20 protein-coding genes and 1 riboswitch are annotated in these 16,675 nt (G+C 54.2%); of the genes, 6 read left to right on the top strand and 14 right to left on the bottom strand.

Translation table 11 applies throughout. From position 1 onward, the window contains the following. Positions 1–82: 82 nt before the first annotated feature. The 5 genes from moeB to thrC form a co-directional block, all read right to left on the bottom strand. Complete coding sequence (moeB, locus tag SPV1_RS06595; RefSeq protein WP_009850366.1) at positions 83–904, bottom strand: molybdopterin-synthase adenylyltransferase MoeB; 822 nt, start codon at positions 902–904, stop codon at positions 83–85. Positions 905–1,115: 211 nt separating this feature from the next. Then, on the bottom strand, positions 1,116–2,048 hold the full coding sequence (gene cysK, locus SPV1_RS06590; RefSeq protein WP_026195380.1) for a cysteine synthase A: 933 nt from the start codon (positions 2,046–2,048) through the stop codon (positions 1,116–1,118). Positions 2,049–2,229: 181 nt separating this feature from the next. Further along, the gene (locus SPV1_RS06585; RefSeq protein WP_009850364.1) at positions 2,230–2,469 is read right to left on the bottom strand and encodes an NIL domain-containing protein; all 240 of its coding nucleotides are present in this window, start codon (positions 2,467–2,469) and stop codon (positions 2,230–2,232) included. A gap of 91 nt (positions 2,470–2,560) precedes the next feature. Then, positions 2,561–2,839 (bottom strand): ubiquitin-like small modifier protein 1, encoded by a 279-nt coding sequence (locus SPV1_RS06580; RefSeq protein ID WP_009850363.1) that lies wholly within the window; start codon positions 2,837–2,839, stop codon positions 2,561–2,563. 58 nt (positions 2,840–2,897) lie between these two features. Next, positions 2,898–4,136, bottom strand: coding sequence for a threonine synthase (gene thrC / locus SPV1_RS06575; protein ID WP_026195379.1), 1,239 nt, complete (start codon positions 4,134–4,136; stop codon positions 2,898–2,900). Between the two features lie 103 nt (positions 4,137–4,239). Next, positions 4,240–4,370: riboswitch (SAM riboswitch) on the bottom strand. A 242-nt stretch (positions 4,371–4,612) separates the two neighbouring features. Here thrC and SPV1_RS06570 point away from each other — a divergent pair. Further along, positions 4,613–5,332, top strand: coding sequence for a DUF1722 domain-containing protein (locus SPV1_RS06570; protein WP_009850361.1), 720 nt, complete (start codon positions 4,613–4,615; stop codon positions 5,330–5,332). A 49-nt stretch (positions 5,333–5,381) separates the two neighbouring features. Then, positions 5,382–6,458, top strand: coding sequence for an iron-sulfur cluster carrier protein ApbC (apbC, locus tag SPV1_RS06565; protein WP_009850360.1), 1,077 nt, complete (start codon positions 5,382–5,384; stop codon positions 6,456–6,458). Positions 6,459–6,591: 133 nt separating this feature from the next. Here apbC and SPV1_RS06560 read toward each other — a convergent pair whose 3' ends face one another. Beyond that, on the bottom strand, positions 6,592–7,191 hold the full coding sequence (locus SPV1_RS06560; RefSeq protein WP_009850359.1) for a YqhA family protein: 600 nt from the start codon (positions 7,189–7,191) through the stop codon (positions 6,592–6,594). A gap of 102 nt (positions 7,192–7,293) precedes the next feature. Next, the gene (locus tag SPV1_RS06555; RefSeq protein WP_009850358.1) at positions 7,294–7,833 is read right to left on the bottom strand and encodes a YqhA family protein; all 540 of its coding nucleotides are present in this window, start codon (positions 7,831–7,833) and stop codon (positions 7,294–7,296) included. A gap of 250 nt (positions 7,834–8,083) precedes the next feature. On the opposite strand from SPV1_RS06555, the gene SPV1_RS06550 reads away from it, so the two are divergent. Then, the gene (locus tag SPV1_RS06550) at positions 8,084–8,572 is read left to right on the top strand and encodes a DsrE/DsrF/DrsH-like family protein (protein WP_009850357.1); all 489 of its coding nucleotides are present in this window, start codon (positions 8,084–8,086) and stop codon (positions 8,570–8,572) included. Between the two features lie 83 nt (positions 8,573–8,655). After that, positions 8,656–8,880 (top strand): sulfurtransferase TusA family protein, encoded by a 225-nt coding sequence (locus SPV1_RS06545; protein ID WP_018294047.1) that lies wholly within the window; start codon positions 8,656–8,658, stop codon positions 8,878–8,880. Here SPV1_RS06545 and SPV1_RS06540 read toward each other — a convergent pair whose 3' ends face one another. After that, positions 8,881–9,417: a response regulator transcription factor gene (locus SPV1_RS06540; RefSeq protein ID WP_009850355.1), complete on the bottom strand. Its 537-nt coding sequence runs from the start codon at positions 9,415–9,417 to the stop codon at positions 8,881–8,883. Beyond that, complete coding sequence (locus SPV1_RS06535) at positions 9,417–10,700, bottom strand: ATP-binding protein (protein WP_231288312.1); 1,284 nt, start codon at positions 10,698–10,700, stop codon at positions 9,417–9,419. Before SPV1_RS06535 ends, SPV1_RS06540 begins: the two co-directional genes overlap by 1 nt. Before the next feature lie 147 nt (positions 10,701–10,847). Here SPV1_RS06535 and SPV1_RS14725 point away from each other — a divergent pair, with 147 nt between their 5' ends. Both SPV1_RS14725 and SPV1_RS06530 read left to right on the top strand, forming a co-directional pair. Then, positions 10,848–10,973, top strand: a complete 126-nt coding sequence (locus SPV1_RS14725) for a hypothetical protein (RefSeq protein WP_268766532.1) — start codon at positions 10,848–10,850, stop codon at positions 10,971–10,973. Positions 10,974–11,011: 38 nt separating this feature from the next. Beyond that, positions 11,012–11,779 carry a TonB family protein gene (locus SPV1_RS06530; protein ID WP_231288311.1) on the top strand — a complete coding sequence of 256 codons (768 nt, stop codon included), beginning with the start codon at positions 11,012–11,014 and terminating at the stop codon, positions 11,777–11,779. 166 nt (positions 11,780–11,945) lie between these two features. Here SPV1_RS06530 and SPV1_RS06525 read toward each other — a convergent pair whose 3' ends face one another. The 5 genes from SPV1_RS06525 to SPV1_RS06505 all read right to left on the bottom strand — a co-directional run bounded on the left by SPV1_RS06525 (position 11,946) and on the right by SPV1_RS06505 (position 16,673). After that, complete coding sequence (locus SPV1_RS06525; RefSeq protein WP_009850351.1) at positions 11,946–12,371, bottom strand: HIT family protein; 426 nt, start codon at positions 12,369–12,371, stop codon at positions 11,946–11,948. Next, positions 12,368–12,826 (bottom strand): YaiI/YqxD family protein, encoded by a 459-nt coding sequence (locus SPV1_RS06520; RefSeq protein WP_009850350.1) that lies wholly within the window; start codon positions 12,824–12,826, stop codon positions 12,368–12,370. Before SPV1_RS06520 ends, SPV1_RS06525 begins: the two co-directional genes overlap by 4 nt. Positions 12,827–12,828: 2 nt before the next feature. Further along, positions 12,829–13,539, bottom strand: a complete 711-nt coding sequence (locus SPV1_RS06515; RefSeq protein ID WP_009850349.1) for a nucleotidyltransferase family protein — start codon at positions 13,537–13,539, stop codon at positions 12,829–12,831. Positions 13,540–13,789: 250 nt separating this feature from the next. Beyond that, positions 13,790–16,378, bottom strand: a complete 2,589-nt coding sequence (gene glnD / locus SPV1_RS06510) for a [protein-PII] uridylyltransferase (protein ID WP_040881531.1) — start codon at positions 16,376–16,378, stop codon at positions 13,790–13,792. Then, positions 16,356–16,673, bottom strand: coding sequence for a DUF4156 domain-containing protein (locus tag SPV1_RS06505; RefSeq protein ID WP_009850347.1), 318 nt, complete (start codon positions 16,671–16,673; stop codon positions 16,356–16,358). Before SPV1_RS06505 ends, glnD begins: the two co-directional genes overlap by 23 nt. Positions 16,674–16,675 lie beyond the last annotated feature (2 nt).

Genomic DNA, 16,675 nt, shown 5'->3' with positions numbered 1-16,675 from the left:
GGGAACCACAAAGGCACAAAGCCACAAAGAAAATCCTGAAAAAGGGTTATTCTTGTGCCTCTGTGCCTTGATGGTTAAATCTTTATTCGCCGAACTTCAGCTCACACGCCTGCTCGTAGGTAACGAGATCGGTAATCGTCGGGTTCTCGCCGCACAGCGGGCAACCCGGATCCTTGTGCAGCTTCAGCTTTTTCCACTCCATGCGCAGCGCATCAAACACCATCAGTTTGCCGGCCAGCGAATCACCGATACCGAGCAGCTCTTTCACCGCCTCAACAGCCTGAATGGTACCCACGGCACCGGCCAGTGCGCCGAGAATGCCTGCCTCTGAACAGGAAGGGACGAGCCCTGCCGGTGGCGGCTCAGGGTAGAGACAGCGGTAACACGGCGCGCCCTTCTGCTGATGCGGCTTGAATGTCGCCACCTGTCCCTCGAAACGGAACATCGCACCTGAGATCAGCGGTTTCTTTTCGAAATAGCAGGCATCATTGACCAGAAAACGGGTCGGAAAATTGTCGCAGCCATCGATAATCAGATCGTAGTCACGGATAATTTCACGCACGTTCTCTTCGGTAATGAAGTAGTTGTAGGTATTGACCTTCACATCCGGGTTCAGCGCCTGCATGGTTTCACGCGCACTCTCCACCTTGGGCATACCAACGCGGTCCTGGTTATGAATGATCTGCCGTTGCAGATTGGAGAGATCCACAACATCGGCATCGGCAATGCCAATCGTGCCTACACCGGCAGCTGCCAGATAATAGGCCACAGGCGAGCCCAGCCCCCCTGCACCGATCATAAACACCTTCGACTCGAGCAGCTTCGACTGCCCCTCGGCACCCACTTCCGGCAAAATAATATGGCGCGAATAGCGCTCAATCTGTTCTTCTGTAAAATCAATCATAAAACCTCTTTTTCACCACAGAGAGCACAGGGGCCACAGGTGAATTCAACCTTTGAATTCTAAACTGCCACTGTGCACTTTGAGGGTACTTATTTACACCGACTGAAGGTTTCCAGACGACAACGCATAGCAACACATTTTCAATAACATTGCTGTGCATTTACCCTGCGCCCGTTACTCCTGTGCGGTAAATTTTCAACTACTTATAAACCTAAACTTCTATGCCCTTGAACAGGTCGGTAGACATATAGCGCTCGGCCATCGACGGCAGAATCACAACGATGCGCTTACCCTTCATATCGTCTCGGGCTGCCACCTTCAGCGCAGCAGTAACGGCTGCACCTGAGGATATGCCACCGGGAATCCCCTCTTCATCAGAGAGTCGGCGCGCCATGATCATGGCTTCGTCATTACTGACCTGCTCCACACCATCGAGAATATCGACATTCAGGTTTTTCGGGATAAAACCTGCTCCGATACCCTGAATCTTGTGCGGACCGGGGTTGCCACCGGAAATCACCGGAGAATCGGTCGGCTCAACAGCAAACGCCTTGAAATCAGGGTTACGCTGTTTGAGCACTTCCGCCGTACCGCTGATCGTGCCGCCGGTACCCACACCGGCCACCAGTGCATCCACCTGACCATCGGTATCGCGCCAGATCTCCTCGGCTGTGGTCAGCCGGTGAATTGCAGGGTTGGCAGGATTCTCAAACTGCTGCGGCATAAATGCCCCGTCCGTTTCCGCAGTAATTTCAGCGGCTCTGGCAATCGCGCCCTTCATGCCTTTCTCCGCCGGGGTCAGCACCAGCTCCGCCCCCAGCAGCTTCAGCAGCTTGCGACGTTCCAGGCTCATCGACTCCGGCATGGTCAGAATGCAGCGATAGCCCTTGGCACGGGCGACAAACGCCAGCGCAATGCCGGTATTGCCGGAGGTAGGCTCAACAATAACGCCACCCTCTTTCAGACTGCCGTCGGCTTCGGCTGCTTCGATCATGGCCTTGCCGATTCTATCCTTTACCGAATTCAACGGATTATAAAATTCGCACTTGGCCACAATCTCGGCATTAAGACCCGCACCAATTCGATTGAGTCGAATCAACGGAGTATTACCGACAGTTTCCGCTGCATTATTATATATCGTCATCATTCACCTTCCTTTTCACCGCAGTGGACGCAGAGAGACATGGTTAAGTCTCTGCAACAACTGCATGCAATAGCTGTATGCCTTCACCCTTCAGTCAATACGACCCTTATAACCCACAGAACAGACACCACTTCTATGCTGCGCTTGCCTTCCCTCTGTCTGCTCTGAGGTGAACACCTACTCAGCCTTCGATGACATTCTGCTCGATGGGTTCGACATGCACACCCTGCTCAGTCAGCCATTTCACGGCGGCCTCAACCACATCAGACTTGCCTTCCAGCTCCAGCCCGACCAGTCCCGTGTTCTCTTTCACTTCCGCAGTGCGGATATTGGTCATCACATCAAATGTTTTACCCAGCTTCCAGATGATCGGCTCACGCACGGTAGCTGTGTTAAACGTCAGATAAACTCTCAGTTTCATATTCCGCTCCTGGAAATTAACAATCTCTGCTCAAGGACAGAACTGCACAAATGCCTGCACTTGTTCAGCAGTCATGCATACAAATAAAGACTCAGCGACCACCGGCAATAGCCGGTACAATGGAAACTTCATCACCATCTTTCAGCACTGTTGTACGGCCATCAAGAAAACGCACATCTTCATCGTTGACATAGACGTTGACGAAACGGCGAATCTCGCCGGCATCATCACACAACCGCTCTTTCAGACCCGGGTATGCCGCCTCAATATTTTCAATCAACTCACCGATATTGGCCGCCTCTACAGCAACTTCATCAGCACCGCCGGTCAGCTTGCGCAGCGGGGTAGGGATACGAACAGATATACTCATTGTTTTAACTCCTGTCATTTATACTTTAGTTATCACTCAACGGTCCGGAAACGCCCCGTTATTTTACACCATCGGCCTCGGCCAGCGCATCAAACTCTTTCAGGCTGGCTCCGATAATACGTGGTTTTTGTATGGCATCCACCACCGCTTCCTGCGTCTTCAAACCATTGCCGGTAATGCACAGCACGATGGACTCATCGCGCGGCAACTTACCGGATTCGATCATTTTCTGCGCACAGCCCAGCGTAACACCGCCTGCCGTTTCAGCAAAGATGCCCTCTGTTTCAGCCAGCAGCTTCATGGCAGCCACGACCTCTTCATCGGAGATATCTTCCGCCCAGCCGCCTGATTCGCGAATAATCCGGTTGGCATAATAACCGTCCGCCGGGTTACCAATTGCCAGCGATTTTGCGATCGTGTTGGCATGCACAGGATGAATCAGGTCGGTACTCTCTTTCACAGACTTCGCAATCGGCGAGCAGCCGGTGGCCTGAGCACCATAAATGGCCGTGCCGTTATCTTCGACAAGCCCCAGCTGGATAAACTCCTTGATCGATTTCGCCACCTTGGTGCACAGCGAGCCCGATGCCATCGGCACGACCACATGTTTCGGCGCCTTCCAGCCCAACTGCTCCATCACCTCATAACCCAGCGACTTGGAACCTTCGGCATAGAACGGGCGCACATTTACGTTAACGAATGCCCAGCCGTATTTACCTGCCACTTCCGAGCAGAGACGGTTCACATCGTCATATTCACCTTCAATGCCGATGATTTTGGTGCCGAAAATACCCGCACCCAGGACTTTGCCCTGCTCCAGGTTATGCGGAATAAACACATAGGACTCGAGCCCTGCCGCCGCCGCATTGGCCGCCACTGAACCGGCCAGATTGCCGGTAGAGGCACATGCCACGGTCGTAAAACCGAACTCTACTGCCTTGGAAAGCGCCACCGACACCACACGGTCTTTAAAGGAGAGGGTCGGGTAGCAAACCGAGTCATTCTTGATATAGAGCTCTTTAACACCCAGTACCTTTTCCAGCCGCCTCGCACGCACCAGTGGCGTAAATCCGTTCTGGGCACCTACGGTCGGCTCGCCATTAATCGGCAGCAGCTCTTTATAACGCCACATGGTCTGCGGACGCGACTCAATCAATTCACGGGTAAATATACCTTCCAGCTTGTCGTAGTCATACACCACTTCCAGCGGACCGAAACAGAACTCACAGACATGGGTGGGCTCAATCTCATACTCGTGGCCACACTCACGGCACTTCAGGGCGCGAACAATGTTCATGTGTTTATCTCCATTCTCGGCTTTTGCAGGCAAAAAAAAGCCTCCGCGATAAAAGCGAAGGCTGGTCAGATAATGCGCGAATGCACATGAAACGAACAACCCGCATTTATCGCTCCCTCGAGGTAAAACCTCTCAGGCAGGCATTGGCACCATGTTCCAGAGTACTGTTTTTCAGTCTCTGGCCGGTTGCCGCGGTATCACAGGGCCTGCACCCTCCACCGCTCTTGATAAAGCCGGATTAATATTTGAGGCCGAATTATCATGCTCTTTTTTCAAAACGCAAGCCCCCGCTTCTCCACCCGACCAGACAAGCCCTGTATCGCAGCGTATCGACGGGAGCATCTTCTGCGACCACGTCTCTTCCCCGACCGGCAGGCAACAGCTAGCGTCACCCTCATCGCTCGGGCAGCACACACCTCATCAAATGCCCCGTTTCCCGGCGTGAGGCAGCGACGAAACCACGGAGGTAATCACTGTTGCGCATCTGGGATCTGCACCCCGGCTACCTGGACCGAAAACGCCTGCTCGGTGAGCACAGGGAGCTGCACGGACTGGTGAATATCATCAGCCAAGGTAAAAGGGGCTACGCCCGCCACCCTGAAACATTGCGCTGGGTCGGACATCTGCCCGCACTATGCACGCGTCATCAACTGCTGGTATCAGAGATGATGCTGCGTGGGTACAATCACCACTCTCCCGTTCCGGAGTTCAACCCACCCGGTACCTGGCCCGATATATTCATTGATACACCCGTCGATCAGCTCCGTCTGCTGGCAGACAAACAGGCCGATGAAACTTCAGCCCGCATTCCGATTCCCCGCAATACGCAACAGCTGTGGGCACAGCATAAATACTCCGTCATGGCTCATGACCCCCACCTCTACACCACCCTTGGTTCGGAAGTGGCACATGGCAAATACCGTGATGATATGAGCGGACTGGTTAATCTGATGATAGAAACCATGCGCCCAGAGCCGCAAAACGGACGACTGCGTAATGCCCTGAATCATATGTGGGGCTATGTTTCCGACAGCCAGCATCATATGCCTGAACAGGACGGAGAACTCATGCAACTGATCCGGCAACAAGCCATTGTACAGCAAAAGCGCTACCTGCTGGAGAGCACAGCCCTGTCGGAGCTTTCGATATGGATACCGGCGATAGGAACGGGGGCAACCTCTTCCCCTTATACTTGACACTTTTACTCGGGATTATGACGATTCCACCCGATCAGAGGAGACTGGCATGACAACTGAAGCAGCAGTACTGAAAGCACTATCACAAATCATCGATCCGGATTTCGGTAAAGACATCGTAAGCCTGGGATTCGTCAAGGACGTGAAAATCGATGGCAGCAGCGTATCTTTCACTATCGAGCTGACTACGCCGGCATGCCCGGTCAAGGAAGAGTTCCGCCGTCAGGCCGATGAGGCTGTCATGGCACTGACAGGCATTGAACGCGTTCATGTGAACATGACCTCCAGAGTCACGGCCGGCATCAGCGACAAGCTCGCCATTCCCGGCATTGCCAATATTATTGCCATCGCCTCCGGCAAGGGTGGTGTAGGCAAATCCACGACATCCGTTAATCTGGCTGTGGCCATGGCCCAGACAGGAGCGCGCGTCGGTCTGCTTGATGCCGATATTTACGGGCCCTCTGTACCGCGCATGATGGGCTTAAGCGGCTTCCGGCCGGAAGTAGATGTCGAAGGAAAAACCATTTATCCGCTGGAGAACTACGGTGTCAAAACCATGTCGATCGGTTACCTGGTGGAAGAAAACAAGGCGATGATCTGGCGCGGCCCCATGGTCGCCGGTGCACTGGGCCAACTGCTGGGAGATGTGGCCTGGGGTGAACTGGATTATCTGTTTGTCGATATGCCACCCGGTACGGGCGATGCTCAGCTGACACTGACCCAAAAGGTGCCGGTAACCGGCGCAGTCATGGTTACCACCCCACAGGACATCGCCCTGCTTGATTGCCGCAAAGGCATCGACATGTTCAACGAGGTACACGTGCCTACGCTCGGTATTGTGGAGAATATGAGTCAGTTCATCTGCCCGCATTGCGGCGAGTCCAGCCCGATTTTTGCCGAAGGTGGTGCCGACCGTCTCGCTCAGGAGTACAAAACCGGCGTACTGGCCCATATCCCGCTGGATATGCGCATACGCGAACTCTCCGACTCCGGCACCCCTGTTGTTGCTGCCCTCCCCGACTCCGAACAGGCTGTCGCCTATCGCCAGCTCGCCGGCGAAATTGCTCGCAAGATCAGCATTATCAATCGCCGAAAAATCGATATCCCGGTTACGGTACAGGGATAAGTGACAGAGGACTGACGCACAACAAGTAGGCGCACTGTTCTGCCTGCGCCCATTTGTTGTGCGTCAACCCGGAGAAACGCTTATCCAGTGCTGGCGAAAGCTTCGTAAACAAACGCTTCTGAAGCCTTCCTTGTCAGGAGGCCCGATCCTCAACAGTGCCTATGCGGTCGGATGCGCGGGTTTTCCACTCGCCTTTTTTGCGGGCCATAGCCTCTGTCATATAGAGCGTTCCACCGATCAGCAGAATACCACCGGAGAAAACCAGCAGGTCTTTCATGCTGTCGATCTCCATACCGATCGCCATCTCAAAAAACTTCACAATTAAAACCATGATAATCACCTTGCCAAGGCGCGACTTCAAATCATCCAGGCTAGACACCGAAAGCATATGCTCGGAGGATGTATCGTCTCCCTCGTAAGCATGATCAATTTTACTGATATACAACTCATAGATACCAAGCCCGAAAATCAGCAGAACAATTGCCAGCAGAAAAATATCAATCACCTTGACCACCTGGCCAACTGCCTCAGCCCGCATCACGCCTCTGGCAGCCGGACTGCCCAGCTGCCAATAATCCGCCTGCATTTTAACCGCATAAAAGGTATCCACTGCAGAGATGTAAAACATGATCAGTGCTGCCAGAATACTGCATGCAACCGCCACCAGCACCGCCCAGCGCGTTTTCCACAGTCCATTCTCAAAAATCCCACTAATCATTGATTTTTTATTCATTCTTCCATGCTCCCCTCTCAACATTATCGGATATACTCACAATACATTCACGATTACGAACGCAGTGATACAGCACTCATCACACAATCTCTCAGACCACGGTTACTTTCGATGCACCATCTCCGTCAGCATCAGCGCAGCACCGGTCATCAACACTCCGCCGGAGAACATCAACAACGTAAGTGGGTCATCAACCTCCATGCCAATCGCCATTTCAAAGAACTTCACCACCAGAATCATCATGATCACCTTGCCGAGGCGCGACTTCAGGTCATCAAGGCTGGTGATTGAAAGCATGTGTTGCGAAGCCTCATCATCCCCTTCGTAGGCATGATCAATTTTGCTGATATACAACTCATACAGACCAAGCCCGAAGATCATCAATACAATAGCCAGCAAAAAGATGTCGATGATCTCTACCACCTGGGCAACCGCAACAGCCCTGATTTCGCCCCGATCGGCATAGTCATCAATGCCGGCGTAGGTCACCAGGTGATCTACCGTATAAAAGGTATCGACTGCAGCCATGTAAAACATCAACAGCGCAGCCAGCACGCTGCTAATAACGGCAACAAGAACCGCCCACCTTGAATACCATAACGTGTTTTCAAATGCCGCTTCCAGACCTGAGCGTTGTTTCATTGTTTTAAGCATACTTGGATTCCCCTCATGTTATACCACGCTGCGGCAGGAAACAGCCAGAATGGTGGAATAACCCCGTTGGCGTAATGCATTACCTCTGATTTTTATGCTGGTATAAAAAACACAAAAAAACTTAATCACTACATGTATAATATATCGCAGAAATTGCCGTTAACTTTAGTGATAATTTGCCCTTTATTCGTCAGGGACTAGATTGCGCGGACGAATTTATGTACCGAGGTTTCTGATCATGACCCTGCCCGCTGACAAGAAAAAAATATCCATCGTCTGCTTTTCCGGCGACTTTGATAAAATGGTAGCGGCCTTTACCATCGCTACCGGCGCCGCTGCCACCAATCGGGAGGTCACCCTGTTCTTCACCTTCTGGGGACTCAATGCGCTGAAAAAGAAGAAAGGGCGGATTGCCACCGGCAAGAGTCTGATGGCCAAAGCCTTCAATTTTCTCATGGGCGGCATGAATAACCTGCCACTGTCGCGCCTGAATTTTTTAGGTGCCAGTCCGAAGCTGATGACCATGATGATGAAAAAGCACAATGTCGCCACCCTGCCCGAACTGGTCGAGGCCGCACATGCACTCGGCGTACGTATCGTCGCCTGTGAAATGGCCATGCATATCCTGGAGGTGGACAGGAGTGACATGATTGAAGAGGTGCAGGATGTTGCCGGTGTTGCCACATTCCTCAATGACTCGGAAGACGCTCATATCATCTTCATCTGACAGACTATCATTTACTTTTAACTCTGCGGTAAAATGCTTTTGACTATACTCTGCGGCACATACCTGCCCGAGAAGGATACAATATGATGAAACACTTCCTCGACATTACTCGCGAGACCTGCCCAATGACCTTTGTGAAGGTTAAACTGAAGCTGGCGCGGATGGACACCGGCGAACAGCTGGAGGTCCTGCTCAACCCCGGCGAACCGCTGGAAAATGTACCCCGCTCATGCGAGGAGCAGGGTTACAAAGTACTCTCCAATGAGCCGACAGACGATAACAAACACCTGCTATTGATCGAAAAATAATCAGGATTTCACAGGCCGCTTGGCCAGCTTGCGCTGCAAGGTGCGCCGGTGCATGCCGAGCTCACGCGCTGCTGCCGAAATATTACCCTCACACTCCGTTAGCACCTTCTGAATATGTTCCCACTCCAGACGCCTGACAGAGGGACGCTCAGCCATAACCGTTTCGGCATCTCCCTGCTCTTTTCCGAATGCCTGCACGATCTCATCGGCATTGGCCGGCTTGCTCAGATAATGTATTGCACCCAGCTTGATCGCTTCAACAGCCGTCGCAATGCTGGCATAACCGGTTAGCACCACAATGCGCATCTTGGCAGAGCGTGCGTGCAGCTGCTCAACCAGCACGAGGCCTGAACCCCCTCCAGGCATGGAGAGATCAACCACGGCATAGTCGGGCACCCCGGTTTCATCAAGCTGCCTCAGCGCCTGCTCTATGCTGTGAGCCGTGAGCACATCAAAACCCCGTCGACCCAGCGCTTTTGCCAATACCTGACAGAAAATTTCATCATCATCTACCAGCAACAACCGTGTTCCGCGCATCAGAATTCACTCCGTGGCAGCGTGATGCGAGCGCATGCGCCGCCACCCCCTGCATTACTAAGCTGCAGCTGCCCGCCCAACCGGTCGACAACAGCCCTGCTAAGAAACAGCCCCAGTCCGCGACCGTCACTTTTTGTCGAAACCTCAGGCTGCCCGGTATTTTCGAGTACACTTTGCGAAAAGCCCGGTCCGTCATCCCGAACCTCCAGCCAGAGCGAGTCCGCATCCCATCCATAGCCGAGCTCAATAGATTGCCCGGAAGCATCGGCAGCATTATTCAGCAGATTAAACAGAGCCTGTGTCAGTGTGATATCGGCCACCAGCTGCGGTGAACTGTCGTTTACTGATGACGCAGACAACCGGAGTTCCACCTGCGGACGTAGTAGTTTCCACTGTGTCGCCACATCTTTGATATAGGCATCAAAACCGAGCCGCCGCCCGCCTTCTGCCCGCAAGTGCCCTGCAGTGAACGAGAGCTGCGATAGCACCTGCTTACATCGGGCCAGCTCGGCCTTGAGTATCGCCGTCTGCCCGGTGATCGCCGTCTCCCCGGCAAAATCACACTCCAGCTCATGCACAACAATGGCTACCGTCGACAGCGGTGTACCCAGCTCATGCGCAGCTCCTGCGGCCATCGCGCCAAGTGCCAGCACATGGCTGTCCCGCTCGGCCTTCTCCCGCATCTCGGAGAGTCTGATATCCCGTTCCCGGATACTGCGCGTCATGCGCATAATAAAGAACACAATCAGTCCGACACTGAGTGCAAAACTGAACCACATACCGAGCAGGTGCAGGTGAAACCCCGAGGTTTGAACCGAGGCCATCCCCATGCTGAACAGCGGCCAATAGTTAAAGACCAGCAGCGTATAGCAGGCCAGTATCAGTGCAGCCATCATCAGTGCCTGCTGCCTGCCCAGTGTGGTACTGACAACAATCAATGGTAACAGGTAGAGTGAAATAAACGGATTGGTATAACCGCCGGAGAAATAGAGCAACACCGTCAGAAACAGCACATCTGCCAGCAACTGACCAAAATAGACCCGCTCACTCAAACCGCGGTTGCGCAACAGAAAAACCAGCGACAGGACATTCACCGCGATATAGAGCGTGATCACCACCATCATCTCCGGCAGCGGCAGCGTAATACCGTTATAAAGCAGTGACGCCAGTACCAGCATCAGCTGGCAGAAGATCAGCACGGTACGCATCAACAGCAGTCGTCCCATGTTGCGCGGCAGCACCCTTGCACCCGTCATCTGTTGTTGAAGCCCGCTTAACGTCATCCATTCTCCCGCCACGAGATATCACTACAAACTGCCCCAAGCATACAATAGCACCCCTTCAGGAACATGCGACAATTTGCCACACCCTGTATACCCTGCCTCATCCGTAACATACGCCACATCACAAACAAGGGAAAAGGGGGATGCATGTACGCTGTAACCAGAACACTCAAGCAATCCGCAACAGTACTAACAGCCGCAATGCTGTTCTCCGGCATTGCCGGGGCCGACGAGAGGCGCAGCTTCCATGTGCAGGCACGTGCCAACTTTTAATGGCCACAGCTGCTGCCAACGCCTCTAAGGTAGTACCGGTGACACCAGTCAGTCAGCCCGCCGATTTTTCGTTCGCGGAGCAGGGACGCGTGCGTGAGGAGCAGAAGAGTGCATGGCATGGGCCTGCGTCTCTGCTGCTTGCCGCCGTCATTCATATCGCCCTGCTCATGCAGCTGGGGCACCTGATCAAACCCGATGCGGCGATACCGCATCGGGAATCCCTGCTGGAAGTCGAGTTCGTCAAAACCGCCGTGGCGGTGGAACCAACAAAAGAAGTTGCACCTGAACCGGAAAAACCGGAGCCAATCGCAAAACCACCGCAGCCTGTGAAAAAACCAGAACCGGTTGTTGTGAAAAAGTCGGAAAAACAACCACGCAAAATCGCCCGCCCTGTTTCACCCGAACCACAAACGCCAACAGTCGCCCCGCAGGCGGAACCGACCCCCGTACAACAGGCGGCCCCGACCATCATGCATCAACCCACCGTCAGAGATCGCCAGGCCGAACAGGATAGGTTAAACAGGCTGCGCAAACATTATCTGGCCGCCATCATGGCAGAGTTGGAAGCACACAAGCACTACCCCTATTCGGCCCGCCGCCGCCACATCGAGGGCGATGTCGATATCTCATTCATGATTGATCCATCCGGTCGGGTCAGCGATATCAAAATAAGCGGAGGAGCCAGCGTCCTGCGCGCATCCAGCATGGAAGCCCTGCAAGCCTCACGCCCGTTGCCTCCGCTACCGAAAGTACTGACTGCACCGATTCACTGTCACTGCATGATGCAATACCGGCTGGAGCGATAGCACTCTCTGTTTACACCCGGCAACCTGTTTACTCATGCACGCCCTGTTTCCGTCTCTAAAACCAAGAAACAAGCAACCGCAATCCTGTGCTACCGCCATGCTCGTCCTGCCAGATTTATTCGTGAGTTCGGGTTCTGTAGACTCCGATTGGCCGGAAAACTAACTGCTAAGTGCGGAGGGGTTCCATGCGCACAAACGACTGTAAGCCTTCTAGTTTAGCCGCAACCTCAGCCACTGCATCTGTGTCATAGGGAACTGCAGGAAACTTGCCCCAGACCGGTGCAGGCCAGGCGGGATCGGTTTTATAGCGTACGATATGGTGGATATGCAGCTGCGGTACCATATTGCCAAGCGCTGCGACATTGATCTTGTCGGCGTTGAATTCGGATTCGATGGCTGCGGCCAGCTGGCATGACTCGCGCATCAGTTGCTGCTGGTCGACCTCAGTGAGCTGGTGAATCTCCGTAATGCCTTCGCGCTGCGGCACCAGAATAAACCATGGGTACTGGCTGTCATTGAGTAGCAGCAGTGCGCAAAGCGGAAATCGGCCGATAACAAAGCAGTCGTTCTCCAGTTGCGGATGCAGGATCATGAAAGCTCCTTCAGGTGTTTGGTCAGAAATCGGTCCAGTTGGTTGGCAAAGGCCATACGATCAGCATTGCTGAATGCCGGCGGACCACCGGTAATAACACCACTACCGCGCATCTCATCCATCATATTGCGGATGCTTAATGCCCTGCGCACATTATCCGGCGTGTAGAGCTCGCCGCGCGGATTCAGCGCAAACCCGCCCTTCTCAATCATGCCTGCCGCCAGCGGAATATCGGCGGTAATGGCCAGATCGCCCGGCTCACAATGATCGACAATATAGGCATCTGCCACATCGGCACCTGCCGCCACATGTACCGAATCAATATAGATAGATTTCGGATGCTGGAGCTTCATATTGGCCACCAGTGTCAACGGAATCTGCACACGCTCGGCCGCACGAAACAGAATCTCCTTGATGACTTTCGGACAGGCATCGGCATCAATCCAGATACGCATATTCAGCTCCCCATCATCCGATTTGCCTGCATCAGATCGCGCGGTCTGCCGATATCAAACCACTGGCCCCGGTGCATAACACCGGCACACCGACCTTCAGCGATGCGGGCGCGCATCGGCACGGTTAAGGAGTACACATCGCCAACATTATGAGCCGCAAAACCATCCGGATGCCATACAGAAACGCCGGAAAAGGTGAAACGCTCATCGCCCCCTGCCCTGACCACAGCATGATCCAGCACGAAATCTCCGTCAGGATGATGGGCCGGATTGGCAACCAGTGCGATCACCACCCCTGCTTCCGGCAGCAGAGTGGTCATGGCCTGCACATCGATATCGCTCAACACATCCGCATTCCACACGGCAAAAGGACCATCCCCCGGCAACAGCGTCAGCGCCTGCTTCACCCCGCCGCCGGAATCCAGCAACACCGGCTCATAACTGATCGAAATACGACAGCCGAACCGCGATCCATCGCCCAGGAATGAGCGCATCTGCTCGGCATGATGATGGACATTGACGACAATATCACGCACCCCCTGTCGCACCAGAGAACGGGTCACATGCGCAATCGCCGGCAAACCTGCCACCTGCATCAGTGCCTTGGGACGCCCGTGCGTCAGCCACTTCAAACGCGTACCCAACCCGGCGGCCAGAATTACGGCCCGCTCCACCTGTTTCATCTCACCACTCCAGGAGATCAAAATAATCATTCGCCGCAGAGCAACACCCGCTGCTCCCTCTTAGCCCACTATCGCGCCGCATAGAGCAACACCCGTTGCTCCCTCTTAGTCCACTATCGCGCCGCATAGAGCAACACCCGTTGCTCTCTCTTAGTCCACTATCGCGCCGCATAGAGCAACACCCGTTGCTCTCTCTTAGTCCACTATCGCGCCGCATAGAGCAACACCCGTTGCTCCCTCTTAGTCCACTATCGCGCCGCATAGAGCAACACCCGTTGCTCTATGCGGCTTGCTTCATTGGCAGGGAGGCAACATCGCTGAGTATCTCGCTGAGCGACGCTACCTGCTCAGCGTTCAACTGGTGAGAGTCACTGTCCGTAATGAAGAACACATCCACAGCCCGCTCTCCAAAGGTCGATACCGTGGCGCTATGCAACTGATACCCCTCAGTCGCAATAGCATCGGCTAGCCTGGCCAGCAAACGGGGCTGATCGGCGGCAGAAACCTCAATCGCCGTTGCCCTGAAGGAGGCTTCGGAGAGTTGGCGCACCCTGACTTCCACCCGGCGCATCAACACATTGATTTTGAAAGATGCATCAATTGCCATGCGGGATAGCGTGTCAGCAGCCAGTAATTGCGTGATTCGGGATTGCAACCGTTCAAGATCGCTCTCAATGTCAAAGGGCGAGCCATCTACGCTCTGCAGATGAAACACGTCCAGTACACGACCGTCAGCCAGCTCATCAGCATAGGCCGCCATAATGCTGCCGTGACCGGAGGTCAGTGTAGCAGTCAACGCAGCAAACAGGCCGCTGCGCTCCCGGGCAACAACAAAGAACAGACTGTGGCCACGATCACGGTCGACCCAGTACTTGACGCCGTCGCCGTCGGTGGAGGCAATCAACTGCACAATATGTTGCAAATGTCTCGGCGGAAAATGCATGATACATCCACGCGACATCTGTGCCACAGCTGCTTCCAGCTCATCCCGCCCGCCTCCGGCACCATCCAGCGCCGCCCTGATGCGGGTCCGGCACAATCGCTCGGATGATTCACTGATCGACTCATCGCTCTGATAATACTGGCTGGTAAGCCAGTAGAGCTCCTGCAATAATGAGCCCTTCCAGTCGTTCCAGACGTTCGGGCCTACTGCCGCAATATCGGCTACGGTCAACAGCAACAGATAACGCAAGTAGTTGAGGTTACCCACCCGCTCGGCAAAACTGCGAATCACCTCAGGGTCCGCCAGATCAAAACGTTGCGATTTGACAGCCATCAGCAGATGTTCCTGCACCAGCCACTCGACCAGTTCAGACGCATCCGCATCCAGATGCATCCGTTGACAGAAGCTGCGTGCAAGCTTTGCCCCCTCTACTGAATGATCGCCCGGCAACCCCTTGGCAATATCATGAAAGATCAAGGCGATATAAAGCAGTTCAGGACGATTGATGGCATGACACACTTCGTGCGCCAGCGGTAACCGCGCCGGATAATCACTATGCCAGAAATTGCGAGCCTCACCGACTGCACGAATCGTATGCTCATCCACGGTATAGGCGTGATAACGATTGAACTGGCCCAGACCAACCACATCGCGGAACTGGGGGATAAACCGTCCCAGCACGCCGGTATCATTCATCTCCTTCAGGGCCCAGTGTACATGGCGATTGGAGCGTAAAATTTTCAAAAATAAGCGCTGTGCTTCAGGATTGTCGCGGAATGCATCATCAATCAACAACACATCAGCACGAATCTGGCGCAGCGCCTGACTGGAGAGTCTGCGCTCTCCCTGCTGGGCAACGTGGAATACCCTTAGCAGGCGCAGCGGATCCTCTCTGAACACGTCGGCATCGCGAATGCCAACCAGCGAACCTTCCTGGGTAAAGCCATCACCAATGTTGCGGGTGAAAGTAAATCGCCGGGGGTGCAGCTGCTCCTGAAAGTGCATCACCAGCAACCCTGTAACGCGCGCCACACGTCCGACATGACGGAAATAATCCTTCATAAACGCATCCACTGCCGGGCGATGGCCTGCAGACTGATACCCCATCTGCTCCGCCAGTGCTACCTGCTGCTCGAAGCCCATCCGATCATTTGCACGCTTTAGCTCAATATGCAGTGCCGCCCTGCAGCGCCAGAGAAAATCCTGCGCTGCCAACAGTTGTTCCAGCTCTCTTGCCGAAATCCCCCCCGCACTGACCAGCCCGGCGATATGATCACAACCATACCAGACCTTGCCCATCCAGAAGGCTGCCTGTACATCCCGCAGTCCACCCTGCCCCTCTTTGATATCCGGCTCCATCCAGAAGGCCGTGCCGCCGGTGCGCCGGTGTCGCTCTTCCAGCTCCCCCAGTTTGGCCTGCACAAAGGCCTTGCGTTGTTTCCTGAAAAACAGTTCCAGTTTCGACTGCAACAACGCATTGAGTTCACCCGGGCCGGCCAACAGGCGTGATTCCAGTGCGGCTGTCGCACTGGCCCAATCGTCCTGCACATGCTCCAGCGTCTCTTTCACGCTACGCACGGCGTGCCCGATCTTCGCGCCCATATCCCACAGCGACAGCAGAAATGCCTGCAGCTCTTCCTCAACCGTCGGCGGGCAGACATCGGGCACAATAAACCATAAGTCCCAATCAGAATGCGGCGACAACTCGCCGCGCCCATAACCGCCGACGGCAATCAGATCGATACAGCCGGATGCCGTTGGGGCCTTCTCCTGCCACAGACGAATCAGCATATCATCCACGCGGCTGCACATCAGCCGGCTTAATTCAGAACCGCTTTCTCCGGCCACAAATGCGGCCGCCACCGCATCATAAATACTCTCAAGCTGCTGACGGGGCTCCAAATTACTGCCTGCAACGGTAGACACGAAATACCTGTTCGCCATTGACTACCCGGCTCATGGGCACAATGGTATCACCGCCCATTTCAGCTGCCGCATTCTGCCCCGACGTCTCCAGCTCATCTGCGACCTCTTCCTTCGAGCGTGAAACAAACAGCACTTTATCGAGCACCGACACAGTTGCCTTGCCCAGCTCTTTACATCCGTCAACCTGGCTTAAATAGGCCACGCGCACATTTACGCCCGCCTTGGTCGGCTCCACCCATGTACATGCGCTCAGTGCCAGCAACGCCAATATGGCGATCTTATTTATATAACTCATTT

Origin of the sequence: Mariprofundus ferrooxydans PV-1 (assembly GCF_000153765.1) — a bacterium.
Lineage (GTDB): Bacteria > Pseudomonadota > Zetaproteobacteria > Mariprofundales > Mariprofundaceae > Mariprofundus > Mariprofundus ferrooxydans.
Note: the sequence above shows the minus strand (reverse complement) of the source record. Positions and strands in the feature narration are given on the sequence as shown.

Bases quoted from the DNA above. Each gene is read 5' to 3' on its own strand.
- moeB (WP_009850366.1), bottom strand. From the start codon at position 904: ATGATTGATTTTACAGAAGAACAGATTGAGCGCTATTCGCGCCATATT.
- cysK (WP_026195380.1), bottom strand. From the start codon at position 2,048: ATGACGATATATAATAATGCAGCGGAAACTGTCGGTAATACTCCGTTG.
- SPV1_RS06585 (WP_009850364.1), bottom strand. From the start codon at position 2,469: ATGAAACTGAGAGTTTATCTGACGTTTAACACAGCTACCGTGCGTGAG.
- SPV1_RS06580 (WP_009850363.1), bottom strand. From the start codon at position 2,839: ATGAGTATATCTGTTCGTATCCCTACCCCGCTGCGCAAGCTGACCGGC.
- thrC (WP_026195379.1), bottom strand. From the start codon at position 4,136: ATGAACATTGTTCGCGCCCTGAAGTGCCGTGAGTGTGGCCACGAGTAT.
- apbC (WP_009850360.1), top strand. From the start codon at position 5,382: ATGACAACTGAAGCAGCAGTACTGAAAGCACTATCACAAATCATCGAT.
- SPV1_RS06560 (WP_009850359.1), bottom strand. From the start codon at position 7,191: ATGAATAAAAAATCAATGATTAGTGGGATTTTTGAGAATGGACTGTGG.
- SPV1_RS06555 (WP_009850358.1), bottom strand. From the start codon at position 7,833: ATGAAACAACGCTCAGGTCTGGAAGCGGCATTTGAAAACACGTTATGG.
- SPV1_RS06550 (WP_009850357.1), top strand. From the start codon at position 8,084: ATGACCCTGCCCGCTGACAAGAAAAAAATATCCATCGTCTGCTTTTCC.
- SPV1_RS06545 (WP_018294047.1), top strand. From the start codon at position 8,656: ATGATGAAACACTTCCTCGACATTACTCGCGAGACCTGCCCAATGACC.
- SPV1_RS06540 (WP_009850355.1), bottom strand. From the start codon at position 9,417: ATGCGCGGAACACGGTTGTTGCTGGTAGATGATGATGAAATTTTCTGT.
- SPV1_RS06535 (WP_231288312.1), bottom strand. From the start codon at position 10,700: ATGACGTTAAGCGGGCTTCAACAACAGATGACGGGTGCAAGGGTGCTG.
- SPV1_RS14725 (WP_268766532.1), top strand. From the start codon at position 10,848: ATGTACGCTGTAACCAGAACACTCAAGCAATCCGCAACAGTACTAACA.
- SPV1_RS06525 (WP_009850351.1), bottom strand. From the start codon at position 12,371: ATGATCCTGCATCCGCAACTGGAGAACGACTGCTTTGTTATCGGCCGA.
- SPV1_RS06520 (WP_009850350.1), bottom strand. From the start codon at position 12,826: ATGCGTATCTGGATTGATGCCGATGCCTGTCCGAAAGTCATCAAGGAG.
- SPV1_RS06515 (WP_009850349.1), bottom strand. From the start codon at position 13,539: ATGATTATTTTGATCTCCTGGAGTGGTGAGATGAAACAGGTGGAGCGG.
- SPV1_RS06505 (WP_009850347.1), bottom strand. From the start codon at position 16,673: ATGAGTTATATAAATAAGATCGCCATATTGGCGTTGCTGGCACTGAGC.